Genomic DNA, 25,992 nt, shown 5'->3' with positions numbered 1-25,992 from the left:
GGACCACAGCAGATTGAACCTAACTTCTATGATCCAGAGTTATCTGACCAACGCTCAAAACGTCTTTTTCATGTGGATCATCACGCCATTTTTCAGCAAGAGCGGAGTGGTACCAATCCTTCATTTCTGGCAAACTAAGCATTAAGTTCACATATTGTTTAGCTTCATCACTTACTGCGAGGTTGTAGGTTTGAATTCTAAAAACAACTGGAGCGAAAAAAGCGTCGACTGCCGAAAAATGCTTACCTGCTAAAAATGGACCTTGGAATTTTCTTAGTCCTTGCAACCAAAGATCATCAATTTGATTTAAATCACTTTGTAGTGCCGGAGTTATTTCATTCAATTTAACTCTCACTCCACAATTCATCCCACAGATATTTCTTAGCGATTGAAACCCCGAATGCATTTGTGCAGATGCACTTCTTGCCCAAGCGCGGGCCTCTTTGTTTTGTGGCCAGAGATTGGAATGGGGGTAGCTTTCGGCCAGGTATTCAACGATGGCCAGAGAGTCCCAAACAAGAATTTGCTCGTCTTTTAGGCAAGGCACTTTTTGATTCGGGGCAATTTGTTTGTATTCATCCCAGGCCTTATGGTCATGGAAAGGAATAATTTTTTCTTCAAAAGGGATATTGAATGCTTTTAAAACAAGCCATGGCCTTAGTGACCAAGAAGAATAGTTTTTGTTAGCGATATAGAGAGTGAACATATGTATCCTGTTTTTAGATTTTTAAGATGACTTCAATTTTATTGTTTAAACGGTAAATGCGAGTAGGGGTGATGAAGACTCGACCACCATTACTTTGAAATTTGGAATCGGCCTTATTGATTTTAGAAGCGACTAGTTTTAGCTCTGGCATTTTCTTTAAGTCTAAAACAATTTTAGCACCACTATGGTTTTCATGACTGGTCGTCACTGACCATTCATTCCCAGAAGTTCTGGTGAGCATATAGGTTTCTTCAGTTCTATAACGGTCTCTTTCAATTCCCTGATCAATAATCTCATCGCAGAGCTTTCGGTATTTACCGTCTACTTTTTCATTATTTTCAAAAGTAATGAGAGGAGTTTGGGCCCCTTTTTTAATTTTATAGACGAGAAACTCACTGATAAAAACCCTACCGCCTTCTTTTCTTATCTCTTTATCGATCTCGTCGATTTGTTCTGTGAGTTCTTTGAGAGCGGGCATACTGCTTAGGTCGAGTAAAGTCAGGACAGCTTGCTCGTGCAAACTTGGCTTTGTGCTCTTAAACCACTGCCCGTCAGGTTGTTTAACGATGTTATAGCTTTCTTTAAGGGAGCGAGGATCAATGTCTTTTTTGAAGCCTCGCGCGTGGAATTCAGCACAGGCATCCTGGCATAAATTTGTCATATTTAAGAGACCACTTTTTTTAATTCTTGAAAGAGAGAAAGAAATAGGTTGACTAATTTTTGAATGGCCTCTTCTTTTATTGAATCAATAAAAAGCTTAATTTCTAAACTTAAGTGAGACACTTTCAAAAAGAACATTTCCCGGGTTTTGTAATGGCGCTCTCCTGGAGTTGGATTGGCCTCAATGCTCGGGTCAATAAAACTATGCCATTTATGATTATTCAATATTGTGTCGAGATTTGTGAGGATCTCCTTTGAGACTGTTACAGTTTTGGAACTTAGCGAGCCGCGTGCTTTATAAAAAAGAGCTCCGGACTTAAACTCTATCGATTCGAATGAATCATAATCATTACCAATTGAACAAAATAATTCCATCATCCTTATAGTCTCTAAGAGAGTTGTACATTATTCAGAGAATTCTTTCCAGTAATACTCAGTTTCCCATCAGCTTCTAGGATCGCCACATCAATGTCAGCGATATCGTGAAAGCCTTGTTTACGCAGAAGAGTTTTTAGTTCACCTTCACTTAGTAATTCCTTCCTGATGTTTTGAGGAACGACTTTCCCTCTGTGGATGAGAATCGTAGGTGTCCCTTCAATAATGTGACTTGCGGTTTTACTTTTATAGGTAAGGTAGGCAATGAGTGTGCTCATAATAATGAGAACACTTGCCAGAAAGAGGCCACCGATGAGAGAGTTATCGCCACCATTCATCGAATTTTGAACAGCGTTACTGATTAAAAGAACGGCCACGAATTCCGTGGCGTTCATCTGACCCATCTGCCTTTTTCCCGACACTCTGAGCAGAAAGAGAATAAAAATATAAACGGACACGGCCCTGATAAAAAGACCAAGTAAAGGAACGTCTAGATGAAATAATTTATCCATGACTTAACTTAAACAGAGAAAAAGAGTTTTTTCCAGTTAAAAAATCAAATAAATAAGCACTTCTCATACCAGCGGTGAATGGCCGAGCTGGAATTAAAATTCTTCATTAAGTAATGACGAAATAGCAGCAGCTCCTGCCATATTTCCAGAGGCAACTGCAAAAAGTGTAGTTTGTACCATCGACATAGCGTCGCCAGCTGCAAAGACTCCCGGAATAGTGGTTTCATTTCTGTCTGTAACTTTAAAAATACCAAACTCGTTTACTTCGCTCCCCAGCTTTATACCAAGATCTGATTTCATGAGAAAGGGAAGCTTTGGTGCAATAAATAATCTGTCTATAACAATAGATTTACCATTTTCCATCATAACATTCTTTAAAACGGACCCATCGTAGATAAGCGATTCAATTTTTGTTTCAACGATTAAGACATTTTTTCTCAAAATTTTCTCTCTCATTTCAGGTTCAAGATTAAATCCATCAGTGAAGACAGTTAAATCTTTTGATAGTCCGTAAATTGAAGGTAAAATGTTATACGCCATCTTCGAATTCAGAATGAGCCCAAGTCTTTCATTCATTACTTCAAGGCCATGGCAGAAAGTACAATGTAAAACAGATTTCCCCCATAACTCTTTAAACCCATTAATTGAGGGGAGCTGGTCAATGAGGCCGTGAGCAAGAATAATTTTTCGCGAATAAATACTTTCTTCACCAACGATTGCTTCAAAAAAAGAACCATTTTTTTGAATGGATTTGACTGTTTGGTTATTCAGCTGGATTGTTTTATATTTTTTTTAATCTGCTTTAACTTTCTCTCTCCACTCAGCAGGATGGATTCCATCCTGCGAGGGAAAGTTGTTCAAAGAAAGTGAAGGTGCATTCCTAGGTCGATTATCATCACAAATGAGCGCAGTTCTTCCCATTCTGCCAACGGCCATGGCAGCACTAAGGCCAGCGGGGCCGCCGCCAATAATTAATACATCATAGTTAGTTGTCATAGACTATACCCAGCTTTTTCTAATCCTTGAGCGGCATCTCGAGAGCCGATTTCAGCTTGAGCAAGAATTTGGATTCTATTCCATAAGTTGATGAGGCCGATGGCGAATGTAAGCTCAGAAATTTCTGTGTCAGAGAAATGCTCTTTGACTGTTGCATAGATCTCATCTGAGACGCCATGTTTACCGAGTTGAGTAAGGGCTTCAGTAAGTTCAAGTGCCGCCTTTTCTTTTGCAGTGAAAAGGTGAGAGTCACGCCAGATAGGAACATGAAACATACGGATCTCTTTTTCACCTGCGATCTTTCCTTGCTTAACATGGATATCAAGACAGAAGGCACAGCCGTTAATTTGCGAAGCTCTGATTTCAACCAGGTTCTTGATCGTATGGTCAATTGATGATTTGTAAGAAGCAATACTTAAGTCAAAAAGCTCCTTCATTAGCCCTGGAACGGTTTCAAAGTGATTTAGACGAGCATTCATAATATCTCCTTAAAAGATTGTTTTCATGTACTCAGTATAGTTTTTTATGGCATACTTAAAAGTGACACAAATGTGGAAAATAGGTAGGTCATTAAGATGCAGTCGAAGGGCAATTTAGGGTATAAGGGAATATATAATAGAGTCAGGAAAAGTATCCAGAATGGCTCTCTCAAACCGGGTGATAAGGTTGCTTCTATCAGAAGTCTTTCTGAGGAACTTAAAGTCGCAAAGAGAACGGTTGAGGCCGCTTACGATATGCTTATTGGAGAAGGGTACTTGGTCACAAAGGGTCCAAGAGGAACGATTGTAAATCCTGATCTTGTCATTCGCGAGACTTCTCCTGAAAAACTTAATCGCTTAAACGATCCAGAGCTTGTTTCTATTGTAAAGCTTCGCGAATTAAAAGGCCTCTTTAGATTAGGGATTCCGGCCCAAGATCATTTTCCCTATAAAACCTGGCTTCTTATTTCTGGTAGAGTTGTTCGGAAAATGGATGCTGCCGATTTATTAAACCCACCAGTTCTAGGTTATCGTCCATTGAGGGAGGCCATTGCAAATTATGTGAATGTCTCGAGGGGGATTAGTTGTTCTCCAGAGCAAATTATCATCACCAGTGGATATAAACATAGCCTTTCCTTAATTCTTCATACGCTTGCTCAGAAAACGGATAAAGTGGTGTTTGAAGATCCTGGGTATATTTTTGGGCTAAAATTATTAAAGAGAATTGTTAATAAGCTTTATTTTAATCCGGTTGATTCTAATGGGCTCAATTTAGATTACTTTAAAAAATACAATACCGATGCGAAGTTTGTTTTAACGGCACCGACTCATCAAAGTCCTTTGACGGTATCGCTGTCTTTGTCTCGAAGACAAGAGTTACTGGCCTGGGCCACAGCTAGAAAATCTTGGATTATCGAAGATGATTACGATGGAGAATTTCATTATACCAAGAGAGTGATTCCGGCGCTCAAGAGTTTAGATGTAAATGACAGAGTTATTTATATCGGAACTTTTAGTAAGACAATCATGCCAGCGATTAGGACAAGCTATATCGTTGTTCCTGCTGCGACTGTCTCAAATTTTATGGAAACCTCGGAAATTTTCGAAACAAGTCAGCCGCTTATATCACAAAAAATTCTAGCAAGTTTTATCCAGGATGGACATTTTTACAGGCATCTTAAAAAGATGAGAGTTCTTTACCAAGAGAGAAGAAAATTTGTTATCAGTGCTCTTGAAAAAGCATTCCCTCGAGTTTTTAAACTCGAAACTACGGACGGAGGAATGCAATTGATTGCTTATTTGGAAAAAGGCTCAGATGATGTTGGTCTCGCAGACATTTGGCAAAAAAATGGTCTCCTTGTTTATCCCTTATCTAAATGGTTTAGCGGTAAAAAGAAGATGTTTGGTTTAGTCATCGGTTTCACTAATATCAGGTCAGAAGATGAGGCCTTATCAGCGTTTAAAAGTGTATCAAAGAAAACGTATGAATTTCTTGAGATTAGATAATATTCTCTGTAAAAGTTTAAGATTATTGATTATGTTTTTTTAGGTAATTTTCTAGCAACAATGCCTTGGTACCCCTTTGCATATATTTGTAGGCAAGCATCCATTCATATGGATCAGCGACCGGGATGTCATTCCATTTCCCTGATATTTTAACCGGAACTTTATGCAAAAACCCATCCTCGCGCACTACACGAAAGTTTCCGATGATATCGATTTCCGTTTGCTCATGAATCACTTTTATCAGGTAGTCAGATTTGAATTGGTCATTGTGTGGAATTTTTTCGTAACTAAGATCTCCCAAAACTTTAATGACATCTTCGAGAGGTGACTCGACGGTGATATCCCAATCTTTCACATTCTCAATAAGACCTAAACTATAAAGAAGCCCACTGCCACCGAGAGCGTGCTTAATCTTGTGATCAATAAAACGTTGTGAGAGGAGTTTTAGTATAGAAAGCGATGGAATCTTAGACGACATGATTCAATTTAGCAGAAGCAGAATAACTTTGAAAAAAAATAATATCTATGGATAATGAAAGATAAGAAAAAATGGTGCCCGAGACGAGACTTGAACTCGTACGACCGGTAAAGGTCGGCAGATTTTAAATCTGCTGTGTCTACCGATTCCACCACCCAGGCACATATTAGGTAAGTTCTTAAAACATTGATCGGAAGAACTGAGATTGTGAGAAATTTATGACTATCTGTCAATTACAAAAGGCCCTGATCGCAAGTTTTTTAATCTCAACACTCGCAGGTTGTGGAAGTGCACCTGTTGATGAAAAAAGAGACGAGAGAAAAATCCTGGGGCAATGGAATAAGTTACCTCCGAGATTCGCAGAGCGAGAAGACGACGAGTCTGTCGTCGCCAATCCATTCTTTGATGTAGACCCGAACATAAAAAACTTCGCACCTGTTGAGGCCAATAATTTTAGCATCAACTATGTCGTCACCACTCCGGAAGAGAGTAACTACCTTTATGACCTGGATCTTTTTTCAGGGAAGCTCTACCGCGAGCGTGCCTTTTGCCCGCAGGATGATATTTGGGAAAATTACAGAGCGGACTTGATGACTCCAAACTTCACTCAAGGGATTGTCCCGCGTGTATATGATGAAATGAAGCAGCCGATGAAGATCGTGATCATTTCTAATAAAGATAAGATTGAAGCTTTTAAAGAAAGCCCAACGCATTTTGACCAGGCGCGAATCTTGGGTTCGGTGGTGATTGATGAGTGTTCGAATTACCCGTGTGACTTAAAAGAGAAGTGGAAGTCGTCTCAGGTTTTATTCGGGGTCAACAGCCGCGATCCTCAATACAATTCAGTTAGTTCATTTGCTGATTTAAAAAGAAAAATTGATTGGAGCTATGCAAAAGGGATGTTGACCAATATGCATGGATATCACCGAGTGGGTGGAAAGATTTTTCCGGCCTTCAGGATTTCAAAGGAACTTAACTTAAAAGATACCTACAACTATTTTCAAAAGACGGCACAAGTAGTGAACACGCAGAAGTTCGTAGAACTCAACAATTGGCGTGCTCAGTGTATGAAGATGTACGACACTGTTTGGGATGAAGCGGAGAAAATCCGTGGACAAAAAAGTGGCCAGGCCGACAGCTTCCTTAAGTATTTTAAAGAATTTTACTCGAAAAGTTCCAATGAATTTTATGAGTGCCAGAAACTCGTTCGCCCGGCGAGCATCACTGATAACACCAGAAGATTTTGGTTTTTTACTTATATCCAGGCCTTCACACTGCTGGAGAAAAGTGGCTTTTATTACAGCTGTACGGACAACTCATGGGCCTACAATCCACGCGTGGATGAAGGGCACTTTTATGTAAGTCAGAATAAAGAACTTGAGCGTTGCCGCGCCAAGAATTTTGAAGGGGCCTTCGACCAAGCTATCAATGGATTGAGTTTAATGAAAAACCAGATCAACTCCCAGTACCGTTTCGTAGAATACGACAACGTCAGAGGGGGGAGTCACCAAAAAATCTACGGCTGGGTCTTTGATAAGATCCAGAATTTCGCTTGTAAATATGAGTCTAAGACACCAAACCAAATTCCTTTTGATGTTTTTCCGCAGGACGTTGTATGGGAAAACTTCAAGCAGGATGAGGCCGGTCTGGTCAGGTAAATTTACGCACAGAGAATCTCTCGTTTTCAATGTAAGTAATTGATTTACATTTCTAGGTGTTATCCCTAAAATATGACTTCGAACCCGACATTAATTTTTTTTGAATAGGAGACGTTATGTCGACTAATAAGAGACTCGTGAGCCCGATCAACAAAGTCACTAGCACTAGTGAAGAGGACTTTGCCTTAGATCGTTTAATTGTAACAACTAAAGCTGGAACATTCTTAGAATGGGCCAAGAGATGGGGACAAGCAAACTCGCTTTGGCCGTTTCCATTCGGGACTGCATGTTGTGCGATTGAGTTCATGGCTGTAGTAGGTCCAAAATACGATTCATCACGTTTTGGTGCAGAGGTTGTTCGCTTCTCTCCACGCCAATCTGACCTTATGATCATCGCTGGTACCATCACTGAAAAACAAGCGCCGGTCCTAAGAAGAATTTATGAGCAAATGGCAGAGCCTAAATGGGTTATCGCCATGGGTGCTTGTGCTTCTTCTGGTGGATTCTACCGCGCTTACCACGTTGTTCAAGGTGTCTCTCGTGACATTCCAGTAGACGTTTACATCCCAGGATGTCCTCCGACTCCGGAAGCTGTTATCCAGGGAATCATGCAGATTCAAGACCGTATTAAAAACGGTGTTTCTGCTTTTGATGAAAAACTAAAGCAAGACGATCAAAAACAAGCACTGAGCGCAAACGCGTAATTGGCAAAGGTATAATCAATGACTGAATCGACAACACCAACATCTAATTACTCAGCCGTTCTTATTGAAAAGTTCGGTGAGAAAAATTACTCATACGCCTTCGGCAACCATGTTGTATGGGCGACAACTGAAAACCTTGTAAGTGTCATGACTAAGTTTAGAGATGAACTTGGATTCAACATGATCCTTGATGTTTGCGGTGTCGACAATACTGGAAGACCAAAGACAGAATGGACTCACGGAAAAAGATTTGAATCTGTTTACCACCTACTTAATATGGAAAACCATGAGCGCGTCCGCGTTCGCGTTCCAGTTGATGCTGACGGTGGAGAAATGGTTCCCTCTGTTATGTCTGTTTGGAAAGGGGCGGACTGGTTTGAGCGCGAAGCTTGGGATATGTTCGGGATCAACTACGAAGGACGCAAAAAAGAGCGTCTACTCACTCACCACGAGTTCGTAGGTCACCCACTTAGAAAAGACTATAGAGCGGACCACAATCAACCGCTTTCAGAATCAATCGATATCCACTTTGATCCAGATCCAACGATCACTCACGAAGAATCACTAAAGCGTGAATGGATCAACATCGGGCCTTCTCACCCAGCTACTCACGGTACACTTCGTATCATGGCAGAGATTGAAGGAGAGGTAATCAAGAGATCAAAACTTGAGATCGGATACCTGCACAGATGTTTCGAAAAAATGACTGAAAACCACCTGTACAACCAGGTTGTTCCTTATACAGATCGATTGAACTACTGTTCATCACCAATGAACAACATCGGATGGTGTAAAGCGATCGAAGACATGATGGGAATTGAAATTCCTGATCGTGCAAAAGCTATCAGAATGGTTCTAGCTGAGCTTTCTCGTATCATCGACCACATGGTTTGTATCGGAGCTGCAGGGGTTGACCTTGGGGCACTGACATCTTTCTGGTACTGCTTTGAAATGAGAGAAAAAGTTTACGAACTTTTCGAAAAACTTTGTGGTGCTCGTCTAACAGTTTCTCTTACTCGTATCGGTGGGCAAGCTCAAGAGCTTCCAGTTGGATGGGTGACGGACTGTCTTGATGTTGTAAAACAAATTGAAAAGAGAGTTGAAGAAGTAGACGCTCTTTTAACTAAAAACAAAATCTACCTTGATAGAACAAAAGTCACTCCAATCACTGCTAAAAACGCAATCGACTGGGGATACACAGGTCCATGTCTAAGAGCTGCTGGTGTTAACTACGATATCAGAAAAGCTAACCCATACTACTTCTATAAAGATGTAGAGTTCGAAATCCCAGTTGGGTACGACGGAACTCCATTTGATAGATACGTTGTTCGTATGGAAGAGATGAGACAGTCTTGCCGAATCATCAACCAGGTTCTGGCAAACCTACCAGCTGGCGCAGTACAGTCTCTTGATAAGAGAGTTTGTATTCCACCAAAGAAAGAAGTTTACACAAACATCGAAGGTCTAATGAACCACTTCATGCTTATCATGAAAGGTGTTCGTCCACCTGTCGGTGAAATTTACTCAGCAACTGAAGCGGCCAACGGAGAACTTGGGTTCTACGTTATCTCTGACGGTGGACCAAATCCATTCAGAGTAAAGGTACGTCCACCATGTTTTGCAATTTATCAGTCGTACGGTGAAGTGGTTAACAACCACATGCTTGCCGATGCAGTTGCACAGCTGAGCTCAATGAACATTATTGCAGGGGAGTTAGACCGATGAGTTCTCACGGAGCAGAAAAATCACACAGCCAAGGGGCACCTTTTAAGTTCTCGGCTGAAAACTTAGCAAAGTATGAAGAGCTACTTACTCGTTACGACGATGTTGAGTCTGCACTTCTTCCGGTTCTTCACTTAGTTCAAGAGCAAAACAGATGGCTTCCAACAGAAGCTATCGAATACGTAAGCTCACTAATGAAAATCCCAGAAATCAAAATCAAAGAAGTTATTTCTTTCTACGATATGTTCTACGACGTACCGGTAGCAAGAAACATGGTTCACGTTTGTACCAACATTACATGTTCAATGTTCGGTGGACGCGAAATCTATCAAGGTCTTTTAAAGCACTTTGATACAGATTACTTAACTCCAACACGCGATGGAAGAATCTCACTTCAGAAGATGGAGTGTTTAGGTGCATGTGAAATGGCACCTTGTATGCGTATTAATAATGATTACGTAGGCCCGGTTGACCTGGTAGCTGCGATTCAAAAATTAGAGGAGCTTCCATAATGGATAAGATCATGGAAAAAGACACTGCTAATTACAAAGATTACACTCTTCTAAGCTACCACCATATTCCAGGTGTTCATAACATCGACGTTTTCGAACGTGCGGGTGGATATGAAATGATGAAAAAATGGGTTGGGGCTGAACCTGAAACAATTAAAGAAGAAGTAAAACAATCAGGACTTCGTGGACGCGGAGGAGCTGGATTCCCAACTGGTGTTAAGTGGGGATTCTTCACTAAAGACCGTGCCGCTCAAAAATACCTTCTATGTAACGCCGATGAATCAGAGCCGGGAACTTTCAAGGATAGATTCCTTGTGGAGAAAAACCCACACATCCTGATTGAAGGGATGATTATCTCTGCATGGGCACTGGGAACTCAAAAAGGGTACATCTACATTCGTGGAGAGTTCTACCAGCAAGCAGTGATCCTGGAAAAAGCGCTTAAAGAAGCATATGCCAAAGGATACCTAGGAAAGAACATTATGGGCAAAGGTTTCGACTTTGACCTATACGTTCACCGTGGAGCTGGAGCTTATATCTGTGGAGAGGAAACAGGAATGATTTCATCTCTTGAAGGTAAAAAAGGTCAGCCAAAACTAAAACCTCCATTCCCAGCGATCAAAGGATACCGTGGACTTCCAACGATGGTTAACAACGTTGAGTCTCTTGCGGCCGTTCCTTGGATTATGAGATTTGGGGCAGCAGAATACAAAAAATTCGGAACAGAGAAGTCAGCAGGAACAAAACTGTTTTCAATCTCTGGTGACGTTAATAAGCCAGGTGTTATTGAAGTACCACTTGGGACAACACTAAAAGAAATCATCGAAGTTCACTGCGGTGGTATGAGAAACGGCAACAAACTTAAAGCGGTCATCCCTGGTGGATCATCGTCTCCAGTTTTAAATGCAGAGGATTCATACGCTGTAAAAATGGACTACGAAGATGTCGCGAGCAAAGGATCAATGCTTGGTTCTGGTGCCATCGTCGTTATCGATGAAACAAGAAACATGGGTGATATCCTTAAGTACACTCTTGAATTCTACCACCACGAGTCTTGCGGGCAATGTACTCCATGCCGCGAAGGAACTGGTTGGATGGAGAGCATCTTTAAGAGAAGAGAATCGGGCAAAGCTCAAAAATCAGATATCGAACTTCTGGATAAGACAGCGGCTTCAATGAGAGGGCAGACTATTTGTGCTCTTGCTGATGCAGCGGCGATGCCGACTCAGGGGATGATCAAGTTCTTTAGACCAGAACTTGAGACCTATGTAACGACAAACGTAAATTCTAATAAGAGATAGTCATGACTGAAAAAGTAAAAATTACCTGGAACGGAAAACAAATTGAAGCAGTCAAAGGATCAAACCTTCTTCAAGCTGCTTTAGATAATGGTGAACAAGTTGCTCACTACTGCTACCACGCGGGACTTTCAATCGCTGGTGTATGCCGTATGTGTATGGTTGAACAAGACGGGGTTCCTCGTCCATTCCCTGCATGTAACGCTACTTGCGGAGATGGAATGGTTGTTCGCAACGACACTCCAAAAATCAAAGCTGCAGTTGAAGCTACACTTCAATTCCACCTTGTAAACCACCCGCTTGATTGCCCGGTTTGTGACCAGGCCGGAGAGTGTGGACTTCAAGATTATTACATGAAGTACGGACAGTACGACTCGCAAATGATCGACAAAAAAGTTCACAAGGATAAAGTTCAGGATATCGGTAAAAACGTAATGCTGGACGCTGAGAGATGTATCCTTTGTTCACGTTGTACGAGATTCACTGCTGAAGTGACGAAGACAAACGAACTAGGGATTTTAAATCGCGGTGACCACGCTGAAATCAACGTTAATGAAAACCTTAAAAACGATTACGCTCAAAACCTGGTAGACATCTGTCCGGTTGGAGCGCTTACATCTAAAGACTTCCGTTTCAAGCAACGTGTATGGTTCCTGGAAGAAGTTCACACGACTTGTATTGGTTGTGAAACTGGATGTTCAGTAAAAGTTTCTCAAAACAAAAACGGATCATACCGTGTAAAACCAGTATACGATGAAGCTGTTAACAAGCACTGGATGTGTGACGATGGTCGCTCAATCTACAAACACGTTTCAAGCCCGACACGTCTTCAGAACGCTTCTGAAAACCTAAACGGTCTATTCGTGCCAGCTGATGAAAACGCTGTAATCGAATTGGTAAAAGGAAGAAAGGCAAAGTTCATTCTTTCTACATCTCTGACAAATGAAGAATACGCTAAGTTCTTTGCTTCAATTAAAGGATCAAAAGCTGAAGTGGCCCTTTATACACTTCCAACTGTTGGGCCAGAGTTCGACGGAATCCTAAGACGTGGGGATAAAAACGCTAACCTTCGTGGTGCTCAAAAAGCTTTCGAAGCAGCTGGTTTTGACCACACTCAAGCAGGTCTTGATAAACTTCTTGGATCGATCTCAGGTAGCGACGTAGCTTACGTTGTCGTCCCTGAAATCCTATACAATGAAGACCACTTCAATACACTTTTAACAAAAATTGAAAAAGCTTCTACTAGAATTGCACTTACTCCAGGTGAAACACTTTCAACAATGAAAGCGTTCAACTACCTTCTGCCAGTTCCAAGCTTCCTTGAAAAAGAAGGCGAGATCGTGAACTTCCAGGGTGTAAACCGCAAACTAGCAGCTGGATTAAGTTACGGCGAAACAACTAAAGACGTAAGCTACTACGGGAAATGGGTGAACCTATGATTATCAACTCTGATCTATACAAAGCACACGGATATATCAAAGGGACAGTCCTTGGACTAAAGATCACAATCATTAAGCTTGTGAAGGCCCTATTTGGTATCGATAAAGTTATGACTTTAAACTATCCGGAAGAGAAGTATTTCTATTCTGATCGTTTCAAGGGAAAACACGTCCTGACAGTAAAAGAAGACGGAACACTAAGATGTACATCTTGTATGCTTTGTTCAACTTACTGCCCAGCTCAGTGTATCCATATCGTGGCAGCTGATGACTCTGATAAAGAAGTAGAGAAGGCACCAGTTTCTTTTGAAATTGAGATGCTTCGTTGTGTATTCTGTGGTTTCTGTGAAGAAGCTTGTCCAGTAGATGCTATCCGCTTATCAAGCGAGTATGAAATGGCCGGGCACGCAGAGAAAGAATGGGTTGCTGATCAGTACGAACTAGCGTTTAGAAAATCTCTAAACGGTGGGCGTGGGATTCAGTCGACAGTTGATGATAAAGACAGGCTAAAACTTCGTTTATAGTGCATAAAAAAGGCCTCCATTTCGGAGGCCTTTTTTTTTATCTTTTTTGATACATACAGCGGCTCGTTCTACTCTTTAAGTTCGACACTTTTGTCAGAACTCCATTATCAGCAAGTGTCAGCGTATTAGTGAAAGCAAGGTTGCTGCTGATGCGAACGATAGACGTCAGCACATTTCCTTTTTGAGTCACTTCCGGTTTAGTTCTATCCGGATTAGGTGGGTTTCTGTCTGGATTAGGTGGATTGCGATCCGGGTTTGGTGGGTTGCGATCTGTTTCACCACCAAGGTTTACGTTACAGAAGTCTTCAGCACCCATGTGGTTGTTGCTTTGAAGGCGATAGCCATTGCACGCGCGTGTGATCGTTAGGGCAGCACCGCAGTCGTCACTTCTCATATCAATGAGGTCATAGTTTCCTTCGAAATTAACCAGGGCCCCTGTAGCTAAGGCGTTTGTGCCTGAGACACTTCCCGAGTTTACTTTATTGCTAGAATTTCCGCATGAAGCACATAGTGCGAGCACGCTTAAAGCGAAGAATACATTTTTCATGATCACTCCCTAAGATAATCAATTTGAAGTTTAGGGGTATCATCTCTTTTTTTTTCGTGCAAATAAGAGTTGGCAAGTAGGGTGAAAATTACAATTTCATTGGGAAATGTGAGATTTTTGGGGCCAAAAAGGCACCGAAAAGGAGCGTATTTCTACGCTCCTCTATAAAGTTCCTCGAGTTTTTTTGCTTCTTCTTTTTCGCGGGCCAGGCGTGCTGCTTCTTCAAGCTCTTCTGGAGTCAGTTCTTTTTTGAGCTTAAATAATTTAGTCCACTCATCTTTATCCAGGTTTTGGAAAGTCCCACCTCTTTTATTTCCTTTTAAGTACAGTACGAACTCAGATTGTTCAGGGTTCGTCACTGAAAGAAGGGCCAGGTCATCCGGGCGAAGACTTAGCTGGAAAAGAGTTTTTGTTTCATGCCATTTGATATCGCCGTAGCTAAAAGTAATGAGCTCGGCACACGTGATTTTATCTGCTGTTCTAGCATCAAATTTAAAGTCATAGGCCTTTCCCGCCTGGGCAATCAGATCCTGAAACACTGTGGGCGCGCGGTCAGCAACACCGAGAACGCGAGTGACAGCGATTTCATCTAGGTTGATAAAAGTATCAAGACTCTGGAAACCCAAACCTGGTTTTCTAATTTCCATGATCTGATTTCCTGCTTCAACTTGCTTTCTTAAAAAAGCAAAGTACTCCTGATCCCAAACACCAAGTTCAATGAGTTCTTCTTTTGTTCCAAGCCATACTCCCACGTGTCCCCAGTGTCCTGGGATCGTGTAATTTGAAAGAACGAAAGTTCTTTTTTCATAAATCAAATCAAATGGTCTTAGCTTTGAGCGCAGAAGACTCTTGGCCTCTTCATTGTTATTCAAACGGCCCTGTCTCCATTTCATATGGTCAGAGATAAATCCCCACAGGCGTGCAACTCCGGCCACAACAGCAGTCGTGCCCTGGATGGCCTTATCGGAAATGCGGTACATATTCGGGTCGTATTGCTTTTGATAAAGATGAATAGATTTTACGTTTTGAGGAAGATCGACTTCATCGGATGCGACTTCATTTAAAACGCCTGAAATAAATTCATTGGAATTATATTTTTTGTAATCATTAAAAAAATCTTCTAATTGAAAGCCATCAAATTTTGTCAGCCCTTTAACAACACGTCTTAAATTAGTGTCACTAATAAGGAGCTCCCTAATTGTAGAAAAATCATAAATGGATACAGCATTGCTTAAGGCGAGAGGTTTACATCTGGCCATGGCACCAATGTAGTATGATTGGAAATTTAATAAACTTGAGTATCTCTTGGTTAAGGTTTTCTGTAACTGAATGATCTCATAAGAAGAGATCGTCTCTGAATGATCTCTGAGAGATTTAAAATAATCATCGGATGAAGTGACAATCTCCATGTGCTCCCTGAGTTTTTCCTGACATAGGTCCTCAGCTGCAAAAAGAGAAGTAAAGGCCTGGGCCGCCACAAATAATGTAAAAAGTAGTGTTTTCATCCCCACTATTTTATGAAGATTTTTGCCTGAGTGGGGGGGCAGTGCATTTTTTATAAACGGGTGTTTATTTTTTAGACACTAAGGGGTCTCAAGGGCCCCTATGAATAAAGTGACTTATGAAGCATTTTTAAATAGGTCTCTCGCGGGATAGAAACCCCGCCTAAGCTCTCGACCACAGGGGTGACCATCTGAGTGTCGATCCATCCAATCCCTTGCTGGTGAAGCTGGTATAAAAGCGAAATAAGCGCCACTTTAGAGGCGTTATCTTCGATATGGAACATACTCTCGCCGGAATAGAATTTATTGATACAGACCCCGTAAATTCCGCCCACCAGGCGCTCATCCAGGTAGGTCTCCACAGAATAGGCAAACCCATTTTTAAACAGGTTAATATAGGCATTAATAATGTCCTGAGTGATCCATGTGCCCTGGTTGTCAGAGCGCGCGACTTGGGCACAGTTCATGATGACGGCCTCAAAGTTAGTATTAAACTTCACTTCATACGGGCTCTTTCTAAGAAACTTTCTGAGACTTTTACTCATGTGCATTTTTTCAAAAGCTAAAATCCCACGGGGGTCAGGTGAAAACCAGGCCAGAGGGTATTCGCTTGAAATCGGCCAGGGAAAAATTCCCTTCGAGTAAGCAAGAAGAAGTGATTCCAGCTCCAGGTCTCCGCCTAAAGCAAGAAGGCCATGCTCATCGGCCGTATCGACTGGAGGAAATTGCGCAATCGCCATGGTTACTTGCTTCCCATTGCCTGAATTAAAAACGTCGAAAGAGAAGCGGCCACCATTAAAGTGGTTTCCGGTTCAATTTGTTTAACTGCTGAAGACTTCACCTGAGGGGCAATCTCCACCATGTCAGCTCCACCAATTTTGAAGTTTTCAAAAAGTGTCTGCATGATGAGCATTGGTTCGTGTGGAGAAAGTCCACCTGGCTCTGGTGTTCCGGTAGCTCCAGCATATTCTTGGTCGAGAACGTCGATATCAAAGCTGATATAGATTTCTTCAACGTCTAATTTTTTTAATTGGGCGACGATGTCGTCGGCCACAGCATTAGCTCCGCGGTCAAAAACTTCTTTGGCCCAGATTTGCGTATGGTGGAATTTATTCTCCCAGTGCATGCGCTCTTTTCCTGAGGCCCTGATTCCAATTTGCACCAAGTGTTTTGGTGATTCAAGGAAAGGGATCACTTGTGAAGTCCATGTGCCAAAACAAATATCAATTCCCAGTCTTTCTTCTAAAAGATCAGTGTGGGCATCAAAGTGAACTAGGGCCACTTTTTTTCCTTGAGCTTTCTTCGCCTCAAGATAAGCGCGCACGATCGGGTAACTGACCGAGTGGTCGCCACCAATCATAAACATCGATTTAGCAGGAAACTGTTCGTGAAAGCTTTTAGCAAAATCATAAGCGATAGAAAGGGGAGAAACTGGAAGGGCAATACCTTCGCTTCCATAAAGTGCCTGACGGCATTTTTTAATTGTTTCATCGTTGAGGTATTTATCGTGAAGTAGGTGAGGGATGACACGAACGTCTCCCACATCATAGGCCCTTAAATCATCTTTTGAATTAATCAATGTCTCGCGCAGAAAAAGTGGACCCCAGTTGGCCCCTCTTTGAATCCCACCACCAGCATCAGAAGCAATCCCGAAGATCACACACTTTGCTTGCGGAAGTGTGGTCTCTAAACTTTTCTCCCACAATTCGCGAACGCGTTTGTCTTTGACGGCATCTGGCCCAAAAAGTTTTCTCTGCAGGTTTTCTCTTTTGTCACTTGCCGTGTGAACAGTGAAGACACCTTCTCCCGGTGGCACCAGGTAGTGTTTGGTTTTGGCAAGAAATTCTGCTCTTGATGGCGTACTCATATAAGTCCTATGGAAGGGGAAAGCCTGTTTTGTAAAATCATTTTCTGGTATTTATTTTTAAAATCAAAATCGGTCATTTCAAAAAAGTTTTTAATCACTTCGACTTCAAAGTTAATAGTGTGCTGGTCAATATTTTTAAAAACACCGGCAATGTGCGAAGTGTGTTTAATGTTTTTTAAATTTCTAAAAAGACCGAAGTCTGCAGGCTCTTTTTCAAAAACATCTAAAACGGCAAAGGCTTCATCGTTGGCCGAAAGGAAGTTCACCAGGTCCTGAGTTTTGATAAGTTCTCCGCGGGCAGCATTGATAATAAGAGCGTCTTCGCGGATAGCGTTTAAGAAATTTTTGTCGATGATGTGACGGCTCTTAGCATTCAGACCACAGGCCAGGATCACGACATCAGAGTTTTTATTATTGAGTTGAGTGAAGTTTTCAAACGGGTCGTAAATTGAGAGCTCTTTTACCATAGGGGCCAGAGTCGCATTTAAGATTTTTCCGATATGACCGTAACCAATCAGTGTCACTTTTAAATCCGAAATAAGGCGTCTAGGCCATTTTCTATCCACATCCCAGAATGGTTGTTGAGGGATAGGGGAAAAGTGATTTAAAAGGGCGCTTAAGATGTATTGCGAGACGGCCTGGGCACGGATGGTGCTGCCGATAATGATCGGGGCCTTTGAGCCTTTGACGAAATCCACCGGGATATTGTCATAACCAGAATTTGGGTGCAGGACGAGTTTGAGTTTATCGACTTGCTCGCCGCTTAGAAGATCGAAATTGGTATGCGTGTTGGTGATGAGCATATCCGTGGCAGCTCCCGAGTCACTCGGGAGCATGTCAACGTATGGATTTAAAGATTCGATTTCGGTTTGGTTAAAGGCGCTCGAGAAGTAAGGCGATGTACTTGTTCTTTTAATCGTTAATTTAGATTCCCACTTCTTCATAATAATATTCTTTATAGGTCGTCTTACATTGACGAGTCTTAGTGGCCTGTTCACGTATCGGGCCTGGTTCATTTGACTCTGAAACCATATAGCACTTTGTCTCTTTTTTCCAGAAGCTATTCGTAGGATCTTGAGGATCCTTGATTTCTTCCCCGTTAGAAGCTCTCATTTCGTATTCGTAGATATCGGCCAGGTGACCAATATTTTCCATTTCAATTCTATGACGCTGAGTCGAAAGCATGTAATCAGTCATCTTGAATCGGGTATTCTTTTGGAAAAGCACTTCTCCAATATCGTCAGGAGTGATCGTAGGTCTTCCAATACGGTAGCGTGTCGGCCAGTTTACGTGGCCAAAAACGATGTAGATAAGCTCCGAACAAACGATTTTATCGAGAGTCGAGATATCGAAGTTAAAGTCGTAGCTTTTTCCCATCTGATCCAGACCGCGGGTGATTTGCTCCGAGATTTGAATCGGCGACATCAGGCCATCGAGTTTTCTCACAACTGTGAATTCATCGATATTCATGAATTCTTTAATTGTGTTTAAGCGAACACCCGGACGAACAGCTTCCAGGATCGTTTTTCCTTTCTCAATGTCTTCCTGGTAAGGAACAATCGATGGGTGATTCCACATTCCGATTTCATCCAGCTGAGCTTTTGTCCCGAGGTAAAGTGCCACGTGACCGTAGTGCCCGGGAATGAGTTTATCTGTTAAGACGAACGGGCTCTTTTCTAAGATGATATCCATTGGCTTAAGGCTTTTGGTTGCAATATCCAGAGCACTTTGATTTTCGTAAAGGTATCCCTTTCTCCAGTGAATACTGCCGGCGATATTGCCGAAGAATCCACTTAGAAAATTGGTGATCTTGTTAAAGAAGCCGATAATGGCATCGTTTAATCCAAACGCCGAGAGTTTAAACTCGCGTCTTCCTTGAGAGATTTCAATAGAAGAGCGGTTGCTCATAATTTCATCTAACAAGGCCAAGGCATTGGCATCTCTTTCCAGAGTGATTTTTAAATCGACAGCAATAGAGCGCACTAAATTGACCTGTTGAAAAAATTTGCTGTTTTCTACGGTCTCCACTGCGCGGTTAATTTGCTCAGTTAAGCTCTTTAATTTCTTTTCACCTTCAGCATCAATTTTTTTATCACCGATCGTGTTCTTGATAATGCGTCTTAGGCCACCGTCTTCCTGATAAAGGATCTTGTGAACTTCCTGCATATTATCGATAACCATCAGGTTTGAAGAAAGCCAGATAAGATGCGCCTTCACCATTGGAAGTTTAACTTCCGGTGAAGAAAAAGTTTTAGACATTGTCGACGCTTTAAATTGGTAAAGATCGCCAAATTCCATCATCTTGGAATTGATCTTATAAAAGACATCAAACGTGCGCTTGATTAAATAAAGATCATCGCCTGAGAAAGTGTTGTTCTTTTGGATTTTTTCTAAAAACTTGAGCGACAACTCCACATTGTAGACCCTGAAGCGGTCAAAAACACGCATTAGTTCCGTATAATGAATCAGGTTCTCGTCAATATCCTTAAGCGGGTTTTTCTTCTTGATCTCTATATGATCGACTTCCAGATCAAAGTTTTCCAGCTGATGAATGCCGGAAATTTCCAGGTGACCATCATCCAGATGGGCCGCCTTGTCGATTTCAGACATGGGAGTAGGTCTGATGCTAAATTGATCAGTGGAAGCTTGTACTTTAACATTGTAAAGCATAGCGACTGTTAGTATAACTAAGCTGATTGCCCTCATTCTCACTCCATTGGGATTTCGGGTAAAAGTGTATCACCTGTTGAACTTGACACAATGCAAAGTCGGTGAGAGTGTAAATTCTTTAGACTCCCTACTATGAAAGCTTATTTTTTTGGATATTGCTATGATTACTATTAAATCTTCACGAGAAATTGAATTAATGAGGGCCACAGGGCGCTTAGCGGCGCAAACCCTTGAGTATATTGGGCCTTTCGTAGTTCCAGGTGTAAGCACCGAGGAATTAGATAAGCTTTGTCATGATTTTATCGTCAACAATGGGGCCTACCCATCTTGTCTTAATTATCATGGCTTCCCTAAGTCAGTTTGTACTTCAATCAATGAGGTTATCTGTCACGGGATTCCAAGAAAAGATGAAATCCTTAAAGATGGAGACATCTTAAATATCGACGTTACCACCTACCTTAATAAGTTTCACGGGGACACTAACAAGACGTTCTTAGTTGGAAATGTTTCTCCTGAAGTTAAAAAGCTAGTCGACGTCACTTATGAGTGTACGAGAGAAGGGATCAAGACCGTTCGCCCAGGCGGACGCATCGGTGATATCGGAGCGGTTATTCAAGAGATTGCTCACTCTCACGGCTACTCAGTTGTTGAAGATTACTGTGGACATGGAATTGGTCGCGAATTCCACGAGGCTCCACAAGTTGTTCACGTTGGTAAAAAAGGAACTGGCCCGGAAATGAAACCGGGAATGACTTTCACCATTGAACCCATGATCAACCTGGGGAAAAAAGAAGGTCGCGTGCTAAAAGATGGATGGACTGTTGTGACCAGAGATAAAAAATGGTCAGCACAGTTTGAACATACAATTCTGGTGACACCAGACGGATTTGAGATTCTGACTCTCAGATCTGATGAGCCGAAAAACTGGCCATGATGGAAGGAGCGGCATTCTTTAATGCGAAGGCCACCATCAAAGATATCAGTCTTTTTTTAGACATCGACTCTAAACGCGATGTCATCAAAGAGTTCCATTTCGATGGACCTTGCGCTTCTTTATATAAAGTCGAAATGGAAGAACTCAAGTCACTCGTTTTAGGAAAAACCCTGGAAGAGGTCAAAGGTATCAACCGCGCTTCGCTTATGTTTGAGACCAGATTAAGCAATGGGCATAAGGCCGTGACTTCAACTGGGCTATGGCTTTTACGTGAGGCCATTGCTTCTTATATGGGAGAGTCGCGCTTTTTTAAGGAAGACCGCGATCTTTTATGCCTATGCTTTTCAGTCACTAAAAGAGACATCGTTCAGAAAGTTTTAAGTAACCGCGACTTTGAATTAAAAACTCTACTACAAGAGACGATGGCCACAAGTGCCTGTGGAAGTTGTAGAGGGCCAATTTTGTCGTTGATTGAAGAAACGAGAAATGCCCATGGAATGATTAAAGGACTCGATCACTCGAGGTCTCGTTTCGATAAAGACGGCAACTGGATTAAAATCGCTGGCCACTACCCGGGGCCACTTTTAATAAAGCTTGATGAGTTAAAAGAGGAATGGATGAAACGCGAAGGGATCGCTGGTCAATTCAGCATCGAACTCGTCAACATCGAAGGTTTTCATATCAGCGTGAAAATCAATTCTACCAATGAAAAAACAGTTAGTGGCCTTCTGTCTGCCTTAACTGATTTTTGGAAATCAAAGCTGGGAGTTTTGTTTTTTCTTCAGAGCGTTTAATCTTTTTTTAGCGATGATCGCGCAGTTCTTTTTGATTGAATCAAAATTCTTAAGTTTGTTAAAAACGGTTTCAATTTTATTTTTCTGTGTGATCAGTTGGTGGGTAGAGAGTTCTTCTTCCAGGTATTTAATTTTTTCACTAAAGCCCGAAAGCTCCGGAATGGCCTTTTCCAGACAGTCAGGAGTCGCCAGCTCACTTTGCAATCCGGCGAGGTATTGGATGAACATGCGCGGGACTTGTTTTTGGAATTCGTTAATATAGCCCATCTTAAAAGGTCGCATGCTGGCGTCGACCCCGCTTAAACTTAAATCATAGAGTTCGTGCTCTTTAATTAAGAGCAGGCGCAAAAGACCGACGGAAGGGGTGAAGTCTCTTGAGGAACAAATCTGGTCCACATAATTCTTTTTAAGATTGATATCGTTAGAGCTCGCTAGTTCGTTAACAAACTCCTGATTCAGGCGAAATAGGGCGTTTTGTTGCTCTTTTTTGTGAAGGCGTTCTTCTTCTTTTGCTAGGCATTGTAAAAGCATGTTTGGGGCCGCATAAACCTCCGCAGTATAGCCTACCACTAAGGTCAAAATGAGTGCCATAAACGAATGTCTGATCATAGATAGTCCCAACCATTTTTTTACAATTATCCTCTCTAAGTATATAGTTCTATCAATAGATTGCAAGAAACACTGGTGAGATTACTTTGAAAGAAATGAGTTTTTGGGAACACGTGGAAGAGCTCCGCAAAGTTATTATGCGGATTGTTTATATTTTAATAGCGTCGTTTTTAGTCACGACTTATTTTGTCGACGATATCACCGAGTGGCTTTTAAAACCAATTCGTCACTCTCTGGCAGAAACCCACTCGGGGACTCTGGTTTATCACAGCATTTTTGAGAAAGCGTGGGTTCAGGTAGATGTGGCTATCTGGTGGGCCATTATGTTTTCTTCGCCGTTTTGGTTTTACCAGATTTGGAGTTTTATCAGACCAGGTCTACATGAGCACGAAGTTCGCGCCGTAAAACCGTTCATGATTATCGGTTGGATTCTTTTTATCTGCGGGATGGCCTTTGGTTATTACGTTGCTTTCCCGGCCGTCTTTAATTTCTTATCAAGTGTGGGAGTCGGAGACATCCAGGCCAACATCAACCTGCGCGACTATGTTTCGACATCAAGCCAGATTTTGGTGTTCTTAGGGTTTATTTTCCAGGTGCCAAACATTCTGCTTATTTTAGGATTTATGGGGATTGTAACTAAACAATCTCTGCGCGCGCTTCGCCGCTATATCTACGTGGGGCTAGCTGTATTTGCAGCGATCGCTTCTCCACCAGACGTTATCTCAATGCTTGCCGTATGGATTCCATGTTGTGCTCTGTTTGAAATCGGAGTGCTTTTAGTGGCGTGGGTTGTCCATCCGTATTTACACCGCCACCACATGAAGGGTCACAAATGAGTACGTTTAAAAAAGTAAGACTAGAGTTAGTACTGCCAGTTGTTTTCGCCTGGTTTTTTATGTCGGTTCTAGTCGACATTATTACCATTCCGACAGTTTTTAGAAATTCATCAAGCATCGTTGATGCCGGGAAAATCGGGATGACGGTTTTTGGACGTTTCAATATTTTTGAAATCATTTTTGCCTTAGTCGTGATTTCTGGAGCGTGGGTAAAATACAGAGACTTAAAACACAAGATCTGGATGTTTCTGGCGATTCCTCTTGTGGCCCTGTCACTGATCTACAAATTCTATATGACTCCGATGATTACTAATACGACGTATGAAATTCATCAGACACAGACAAGTGACCCTCAGTATGCTGTACTTCAGGAAAAGCATGCCTTCTATCACAACTCATATAGAAAACTTGAATACGTAAAATTACTTCTTCTCTTAGGTCTTGGTGGAGCTGTCCTTGTCGACCGCGTGAGAAACAATAAGGAGATCGCATGATTTTAATTACTGGAGGCGCAGGCTTCATTGGCAGTGTGCTGGCAAAACAATTAAATCAATTAGGTCACACAGACCTTGTGATCGTCGATAAACTTGAAGACAGCATTAAATGGAAAAACCTTCGCGGGATTAAATACCTTGAGTACATCCATGCCGATGAACTCTTCGGTGGCGATTATGATGATTTAATCGCTGAGACAGATTTGATTTTCCACATGGGGGCTTGTTCAGCGACAACTGAAAAGAACATGGACTTCTTGATGAAAAACAACGTGGCCTACACTCAGGCCCTGTGGCGTTTTGCCGCTACTAAAAATATCCCATTCATCTACGCCAGCTCTGCTGCGACTTACGGTGATGGAGAGTTAGGCTACAGTGACGACCACGGCATGATCCCAAAACTGATGCCATTAAACCCATACGGTTACTCAAAACAATTAGTAGACGAGTGGGTTTTAAAAGAAGAACAAAAACCAGACCATTGGTTTGGCCTAAAGTTCTTTAACGTGTACGGCCCAAATGAGTACCACAAAGACGATATGAAATCGTTAGTGTGCAAGGCCCACGAACAAATTAAGTCTAATGGAAAAGTAAAACTCTTTAAGTCTCACCGTCCGGATTTCAAAGACGGAGAACAACTAAGAGATTTTATCTATGTTAAAGATGTTGTCCGCGCGATGATTGAACTAGCAGACCCGGACAAGGCCGAGTTCTCTGGAATTTATAACCTGGGAGCAGGGAAGGCGAGAAGCTTCCATGATCTCGTGAAGGCGACTTTCTCGGCGATGAATGTTCCGGCCAATATTGAGTTTATCGATATGCCAGAATCAATCCGCAACCAGTACCAGTATTACACTCAGGCCGATACAACGAAATTAATGAAGGCCATTCCAGAATTCCAGTTCACTTCGCTGGAAGATGGAGTGCGCGATTACGTTCAAAACTATCTGATGAAAGCAAACCCTCACTGCTAAGGAGAGAAGGATGGCAATGTTTCAAGGTGGAATCAAAGCTGCTGCTAAAATGCTGGCCGGACTTTCAAAGGCCGCGAGGGAAAAAGTTTTAGAAACGATTTCTAAAAAAGACCCACAGATGGCCGAAGCTCTTCATAAGAGTATGTACACCTTTGATGACCTTCAGTACTTAACTCCCATGATGCTGATTGAACTTCTTCGTTCAGTTAAAGTGGCGGACATGGGACTAGCGCTGAGAATTGCAGCTCCCGCTCTAAAAGAGCACGTCTTAAAAAACACTCCGCGAGTGATGAGACAAGAGATTGAGGAAATCCTGATGGGGCCACCACAGCTCGCAAGCAAAGTGGAAGAGGCACAGGAGAGAATCATGGCGATTGTGCGTGAGAAGATTGATAAAGGTCAGTTGATCATTAATAAAGATTCTTCAGAGACATTAGTCTAAATAAAAAAGGCCCGGTTTCCCGGGCCTTTGTTTTTATCTTATAGTTTGCTTAGATCCGCTGTTGTGACTCTATCAACACCACCTCTATACACGATGCTGTTTGTATCAAGGAATCCAAGACCTGCTTTTTCTACCAGGACTTCACCGTTAGCAAAAACCGCAAGGACTCTCATGTTTCTACCTGCTTTGGCGTTTGCTGTATTGATTCTTAACTCCATGATGTCACCTTTTTTCACTCCGTCGTGCTCTTCAACTTGAGCGATTACGTTTTCTACGTTGTTCACAATAAAATCCATACGTGTAGGAAGTGCGTATCCTGCGATTCTGTCTGCTTCAACAGTTGTATTACATCCAACGAATGCTTGTTTGTTTTCGAACACATGGAATACAGCACAGTAGCGGCTTACAGTTTTTGTTTTATCGTTACCTGCTTGAGTCGTCACAAGGATGGCCTCACCAGCTTTTACACCAGCGATTTCTTCTCTTGTTGATTTAGAAACTGCGCTCAGGTCAATATTTTTTCTTTTACCATCTCTATAGTCGTAAAATTCTGCTGTCTTCCCATCATCTTCAATCTCATTAGAAGCGATTTCGATAATCTGACCAGTTGCCGGGATAATGTATTTTTCTACGCGTCCAAAAAACGCTTTAGCTTGTACTTGTGAAATAAAAGAAATCGTCATTAGAGAAAGTAGAAGTGTCTTCTTCATAATATGCTCCTGTGTGAGATAACAAATTTTCTCCATAGTAGCAG

At 41.9% G+C, this 25,992-nt stretch carries 30 protein-coding genes and 1 tRNA gene; 14 read left to right on the top strand and 17 right to left on the bottom strand.

What is annotated here, in order from left to right:
- Positions 1-19: 19 nt before the first annotated feature.
- The 7 genes from AC6JA8_RS12110 to AC6JA8_RS12080 all read right to left on the bottom strand — a co-directional run bounded on the left by AC6JA8_RS12110 (position 20) and on the right by AC6JA8_RS12080 (position 3,728).
- Positions 20-706, bottom strand: a complete 687-nt coding sequence (locus AC6JA8_RS12110; protein WP_497974014.1) for a glutathione S-transferase family protein — start codon at positions 704-706, stop codon at positions 20-22.
- Between the two features lie 13 nt (positions 707-719).
- Positions 720-1,367 (bottom strand): hypothetical protein, encoded by a 648-nt coding sequence (locus tag AC6JA8_RS12105; RefSeq protein WP_497974013.1) that lies wholly within the window; start codon positions 1,365-1,367, stop codon positions 720-722.
- Positions 1,368-1,369: 2 nt separating this feature from the next.
- Positions 1,370-1,744 carry a hypothetical protein gene (locus tag AC6JA8_RS12100; RefSeq protein WP_497974012.1) on the bottom strand — a complete coding sequence of 125 codons (375 nt, stop codon included), beginning with the start codon at positions 1,742-1,744 and terminating at the stop codon, positions 1,370-1,372.
- An 11-nt stretch (positions 1,745-1,755) separates the two neighbouring features.
- Positions 1,756-2,253 carry a DUF421 domain-containing protein gene (locus AC6JA8_RS12095; RefSeq protein WP_497974011.1) on the bottom strand — a complete coding sequence of 166 codons (498 nt, stop codon included), beginning with the start codon at positions 2,251-2,253 and terminating at the stop codon, positions 1,756-1,758.
- Positions 2,254-2,346: 93 nt separating this feature from the next.
- The gene (locus AC6JA8_RS12090; protein ID WP_497974010.1) at positions 2,347-2,793 is read right to left on the bottom strand and encodes an FAD-dependent oxidoreductase; all 447 of its coding nucleotides are present in this window, start codon (positions 2,791-2,793) and stop codon (positions 2,347-2,349) included.
- Positions 2,794-3,045: 252 nt separating this feature from the next.
- On the bottom strand, positions 3,046-3,249 hold the full coding sequence (locus tag AC6JA8_RS12085) for an FAD-dependent oxidoreductase (protein WP_497974009.1): 204 nt from the start codon (positions 3,247-3,249) through the stop codon (positions 3,046-3,048).
- On the bottom strand, positions 3,246-3,728 hold the full coding sequence (locus AC6JA8_RS12080) for a carboxymuconolactone decarboxylase family protein (protein ID WP_497974008.1): 483 nt from the start codon (positions 3,726-3,728) through the stop codon (positions 3,246-3,248). Before AC6JA8_RS12080 ends, AC6JA8_RS12085 begins: the two co-directional genes overlap by 4 nt.
- Before the next feature lie 96 nt (positions 3,729-3,824).
- On the opposite strand from AC6JA8_RS12080, the gene pdxR reads away from it, so the two are divergent.
- On the top strand, positions 3,825-5,234 hold the full coding sequence (pdxR, locus tag AC6JA8_RS12075; RefSeq protein ID WP_497974007.1) for a MocR-like pyridoxine biosynthesis transcription factor PdxR: 1,410 nt from the start codon (positions 3,825-3,827) through the stop codon (positions 5,232-5,234).
- Positions 5,235-5,256: 22 nt separating this feature from the next.
- On the opposite strand, the gene AC6JA8_RS12070 is transcribed toward pdxR, so the two are convergent.
- Positions 5,257-5,712 carry a hypothetical protein gene (locus AC6JA8_RS12070; RefSeq protein ID WP_497974006.1) on the bottom strand — a complete coding sequence of 152 codons (456 nt, stop codon included), beginning with the start codon at positions 5,710-5,712 and terminating at the stop codon, positions 5,257-5,259.
- Between the two features lie 72 nt (positions 5,713-5,784).
- Positions 5,785-5,873 (bottom strand) — tRNA-Leu (locus AC6JA8_RS12065).
- A gap of 57 nt (positions 5,874-5,930) precedes the next feature.
- Between AC6JA8_RS12065 and AC6JA8_RS12060 the strand changes: the two genes are divergently transcribed.
- From AC6JA8_RS12060 to AC6JA8_RS12030, 7 genes are all read left to right on the top strand, one after another.
- Entirely contained in the window at positions 5,931-7,370 is a 1,440-nt protein-coding gene (locus AC6JA8_RS12060; RefSeq protein ID WP_497974005.1) for a hypothetical protein, read from the top strand.
- Between the two features lie 116 nt (positions 7,371-7,486).
- The gene (locus AC6JA8_RS12055) at positions 7,487-8,074 is read left to right on the top strand and encodes an NADH-quinone oxidoreductase subunit B (RefSeq protein WP_102244063.1); all 588 of its coding nucleotides are present in this window, start codon (positions 7,487-7,489) and stop codon (positions 8,072-8,074) included.
- An 18-nt stretch (positions 8,075-8,092) separates the two neighbouring features.
- On the top strand, positions 8,093-9,799 hold the full coding sequence (gene nuoD, locus AC6JA8_RS12050; protein WP_497974004.1) for an NADH dehydrogenase (quinone) subunit D: 1,707 nt from the start codon (positions 8,093-8,095) through the stop codon (positions 9,797-9,799).
- On the top strand, positions 9,796-10,308 hold the full coding sequence (locus AC6JA8_RS12045) for an NADH-quinone oxidoreductase subunit NuoE family protein (RefSeq protein ID WP_497974003.1): 513 nt from the start codon (positions 9,796-9,798) through the stop codon (positions 10,306-10,308). The genes nuoD and AC6JA8_RS12045 overlap by 4 nt, the downstream gene beginning before the upstream one ends.
- Entirely contained in the window at positions 10,308-11,609 is a 1,302-nt protein-coding gene (gene nuoF, locus AC6JA8_RS12040; protein ID WP_497974002.1) for an NADH-quinone oxidoreductase subunit NuoF, read from the top strand. Before AC6JA8_RS12045 ends, nuoF begins: the two co-directional genes overlap by 1 nt.
- Positions 11,610-11,611: 2 nt before the next feature.
- Positions 11,612-13,045: an NADH-quinone oxidoreductase subunit G gene (locus AC6JA8_RS12035; RefSeq protein WP_142409314.1), complete on the top strand. Its 1,434-nt coding sequence runs from the start codon at positions 11,612-11,614 to the stop codon at positions 13,043-13,045.
- Complete coding sequence (locus AC6JA8_RS12030; protein WP_102244059.1) at positions 13,042-13,569, top strand: NuoI/complex I 23 kDa subunit family protein; 528 nt, start codon at positions 13,042-13,044, stop codon at positions 13,567-13,569. The genes AC6JA8_RS12035 and AC6JA8_RS12030 overlap by 4 nt, the downstream gene beginning before the upstream one ends.
- A gap of 37 nt (positions 13,570-13,606) precedes the next feature.
- On the opposite strand, the gene AC6JA8_RS12025 is transcribed toward AC6JA8_RS12030, so the two are convergent.
- From AC6JA8_RS12025 to AC6JA8_RS12000, 6 genes are all read right to left on the bottom strand, one after another.
- Entirely contained in the window at positions 13,607-14,116 is a 510-nt protein-coding gene (locus tag AC6JA8_RS12025; protein ID WP_497974001.1) for a hypothetical protein, read from the bottom strand.
- Positions 14,117-14,268: 152 nt separating this feature from the next.
- Positions 14,269-15,621: a YiiX/YebB-like N1pC/P60 family cysteine hydrolase gene (locus AC6JA8_RS12020; protein ID WP_497974000.1), complete on the bottom strand. Its 1,353-nt coding sequence runs from the start codon at positions 15,619-15,621 to the stop codon at positions 14,269-14,271.
- 98 nt (positions 15,622-15,719) lie between these two features.
- The gene (aat, locus tag AC6JA8_RS12015; protein ID WP_497973999.1) at positions 15,720-16,358 is read right to left on the bottom strand and encodes a leucyl/phenylalanyl-tRNA--protein transferase; all 639 of its coding nucleotides are present in this window, start codon (positions 16,356-16,358) and stop codon (positions 15,720-15,722) included.
- A gap of 2 nt (positions 16,359-16,360) precedes the next feature.
- Positions 16,361-17,485: an arginase family protein gene (locus tag AC6JA8_RS12010; protein ID WP_497973998.1), complete on the bottom strand. Its 1,125-nt coding sequence runs from the start codon at positions 17,483-17,485 to the stop codon at positions 16,361-16,363.
- Positions 17,482-18,429 (bottom strand): NAD(P)-dependent oxidoreductase, encoded by a 948-nt coding sequence (locus AC6JA8_RS12005; RefSeq protein WP_497973997.1) that lies wholly within the window; start codon positions 18,427-18,429, stop codon positions 17,482-17,484. Before AC6JA8_RS12005 ends, AC6JA8_RS12010 begins: the two co-directional genes overlap by 4 nt.
- Positions 18,410-20,155: a YiiX/YebB-like N1pC/P60 family cysteine hydrolase gene (locus tag AC6JA8_RS12000; RefSeq protein WP_497973996.1), complete on the bottom strand. Its 1,746-nt coding sequence runs from the start codon at positions 20,153-20,155 to the stop codon at positions 18,410-18,412. The genes AC6JA8_RS12005 and AC6JA8_RS12000 overlap by 20 nt, the downstream gene beginning before the upstream one ends.
- A 160-nt stretch (positions 20,156-20,315) precedes the next feature.
- On the opposite strand from AC6JA8_RS12000, the gene map reads away from it, so the two are divergent.
- Both map and AC6JA8_RS11990 read left to right on the top strand, forming a co-directional pair.
- The gene (map, locus tag AC6JA8_RS11995; protein ID WP_497973995.1) at positions 20,316-21,089 is read left to right on the top strand and encodes a type I methionyl aminopeptidase; all 774 of its coding nucleotides are present in this window, start codon (positions 20,316-20,318) and stop codon (positions 21,087-21,089) included.
- A complete protein-coding gene (locus tag AC6JA8_RS11990; protein WP_497973994.1) occupies positions 21,086-21,883 on the top strand; it encodes a (2Fe-2S)-binding protein in 798 nt (265 codons plus the stop codon). The genes map and AC6JA8_RS11990 overlap by 4 nt, the downstream gene beginning before the upstream one ends.
- On the opposite strand, the gene AC6JA8_RS11985 is transcribed toward AC6JA8_RS11990, so the two are convergent.
- Complete coding sequence (locus AC6JA8_RS11985; protein WP_497973993.1) at positions 21,845-22,492, bottom strand: hypothetical protein; 648 nt, start codon at positions 22,490-22,492, stop codon at positions 21,845-21,847. The two genes, AC6JA8_RS11990 and AC6JA8_RS11985, sit on opposite strands and share 39 nt — an antisense overlap.
- A 95-nt stretch (positions 22,493-22,587) precedes the next feature.
- Between AC6JA8_RS11985 and tatC the strand changes: the two genes are divergently transcribed.
- The 4 genes from tatC to AC6JA8_RS11965 are packed head-to-tail and all read left to right on the top strand — an operon-like array spanning position 22,588 to position 25,238.
- Positions 22,588-23,328, top strand: a complete 741-nt coding sequence (gene tatC / locus AC6JA8_RS11980; protein WP_497973992.1) for a twin-arginine translocase subunit TatC — start codon at positions 22,588-22,590, stop codon at positions 23,326-23,328.
- On the top strand, positions 23,325-23,822 hold the full coding sequence (locus AC6JA8_RS11975) for a hypothetical protein (protein ID WP_102244048.1): 498 nt from the start codon (positions 23,325-23,327) through the stop codon (positions 23,820-23,822). The genes tatC and AC6JA8_RS11975 overlap by 4 nt, the downstream gene beginning before the upstream one ends.
- On the top strand, positions 23,819-24,796 hold the full coding sequence (gene rfaD, locus AC6JA8_RS11970) for an ADP-glyceromanno-heptose 6-epimerase (protein WP_102244047.1): 978 nt from the start codon (positions 23,819-23,821) through the stop codon (positions 24,794-24,796). The genes AC6JA8_RS11975 and rfaD overlap by 4 nt, the downstream gene beginning before the upstream one ends.
- Positions 24,797-24,806: 10 nt before the next feature.
- The gene (locus AC6JA8_RS11965) at positions 24,807-25,238 is read left to right on the top strand and encodes a FliG C-terminal domain-containing protein (RefSeq protein WP_102244046.1); all 432 of its coding nucleotides are present in this window, start codon (positions 24,807-24,809) and stop codon (positions 25,236-25,238) included.
- Positions 25,239-25,276: 38 nt separating this feature from the next.
- On the opposite strand, the gene AC6JA8_RS11960 is transcribed toward AC6JA8_RS11965, so the two are convergent.
- The gene (locus AC6JA8_RS11960) at positions 25,277-25,948 is read right to left on the bottom strand and encodes a hypothetical protein (RefSeq protein WP_497973991.1); all 672 of its coding nucleotides are present in this window, start codon (positions 25,946-25,948) and stop codon (positions 25,277-25,279) included.
- Positions 25,949-25,992 lie beyond the last annotated feature (44 nt).

The sequence above is a fragment of the Bacteriovorax sp. HI3 genome, assembly GCF_059738875.1.
This window is presented reverse-complemented; position numbering and strand designations above follow the sequence as displayed.